At 66.8% G+C, this 1,229-nt stretch carries 3 protein-coding genes; all 3 read left to right on the top strand.

Annotation, left to right across the window (positions count from 1 at the left end; genetic code table 11):
* Positions 1-263: 263 nt before the first annotated feature.
* Entirely contained in the window at positions 264-725 is a 462-nt protein-coding gene (locus ACWGKJ_RS34850) for a transposase (RefSeq protein WP_453315907.1), read from the top strand.
* A gap of 36 nt (positions 726-761) precedes the next feature.
* Positions 762-1,031, top strand: a complete 270-nt coding sequence (locus tag ACWGKJ_RS34845; RefSeq protein ID WP_385034207.1) for an IS3 family transposase — start codon at positions 762-764, stop codon at positions 1,029-1,031.
* Positions 1,028-1,229 (top strand): DDE-type integrase/transposase/recombinase (locus tag ACWGKJ_RS34840; RefSeq protein WP_385034202.1); only part of this gene is annotated, 202 nt, incomplete at its 3' end. The genes ACWGKJ_RS34845 and ACWGKJ_RS34840, both read left to right, overlap by 4 nt.

Below are 1,229 nucleotides of genomic sequence, written 5' to 3'. Positions count from 1 at the left end.
TGTGCGTTCTCATTCATGGTGAAGCTGCGTCATCGGCCTGACCTGTGTGGATGCAGATGACTGAGAGATGCTGGGATGGACTTTAGGTAGCGCTTGACCTGCAAGGCAGCAACTTGGTTGAGAAGGCTGCATCTAGAGTGAGAATCTCAGGCTAGGCGGAGGTTGATCCGGACCGGTTGTGCTCGGAGGCGTCCGGGGCGCGCCGGCGGGCGGCGCGGCGCGGACTGAGTGGGAGTTCGTGCGCAGGGTGAGGTTCCCCCGGGATGCGGAGGAAGTTGACAGCAGGTCAGATGGGATTCATGAGAGGACCTGTGATCATGGCTGCACCCCGGAAGTACTCGCTCGAGTTGCGTGAGCGTGCGGTACGTATGTATCGCACCGCTGAGCCGAAGCCTCAGATCAAGAAGCTGGCCGTTGACCTCGGCGTGCACCCGGAGGCCCTGCGTGGCTGGATCCGCCAGGCCGAGGCGGACGCCGGCGAGCGCGACGACCGTCTCACCAGCGGCGAACGCGCCGAACTCACGGCCCTGCGCAAGGGGAACACCCAGCTCAAGCGGGCTAACGACGTCCTACGGACGGCCTTGGCGTTTTTCGCGGCGCAGCTCGACCCGACCCGGCCCCAGGTGACGGCGCTCGTCGACGAGCATCCCCGCCTGGGAGTCGAGTGCGTACTTCGGGAACTCCACATCCCCTCCTCCACCTACTACCGCTGGCGCCGCGCCTAGAAGGAGCCCTGCGAACGGCGGCGTCGCGACGTCGAGCTGACCGAGCGGATCAAGGAGATCCACGCCGACTCCGCCAGCATCTACGGCTCTCCGCGCGTGCACGCCGTGCTGAAACGCGAGGGCACCCAGGTGGGCCGCAAACGGGTCGAGCGCCTGATGCGTGAGGCCGACCTCGCGGGTATGAGCCCGCGACGGAAGGGCTTCACGCGCCGGGACCCGAAGCCCACCCTGGCCCCGGACCTGGTCAACAGAGACTTCACCGCACCGGCGCGCCGAACCGGTTGTGGGTCACCGACCTCACGATGATCTCCACCGGCGAGGGGCCGTTGTGGCTGTCCGCGATCCGCGACGCGTTCTCCCGCCGGGTCGTCGCCTGGGAGACCTCCGCCCGCGCGGACGCCGACCTGGTCCTGACCACGCTGGAGTACGCCCTCGCGTCCCGCGAAGTTGAGCCGGGCAAGCTCATTCACCACGCCGACCACGGCTGTCAATATACGTCCATCA

This window comes from Streptomyces sp. NPDC054757 (assembly GCF_053612185.1).
This window is presented reverse-complemented; position numbering and strand designations above follow the sequence as displayed.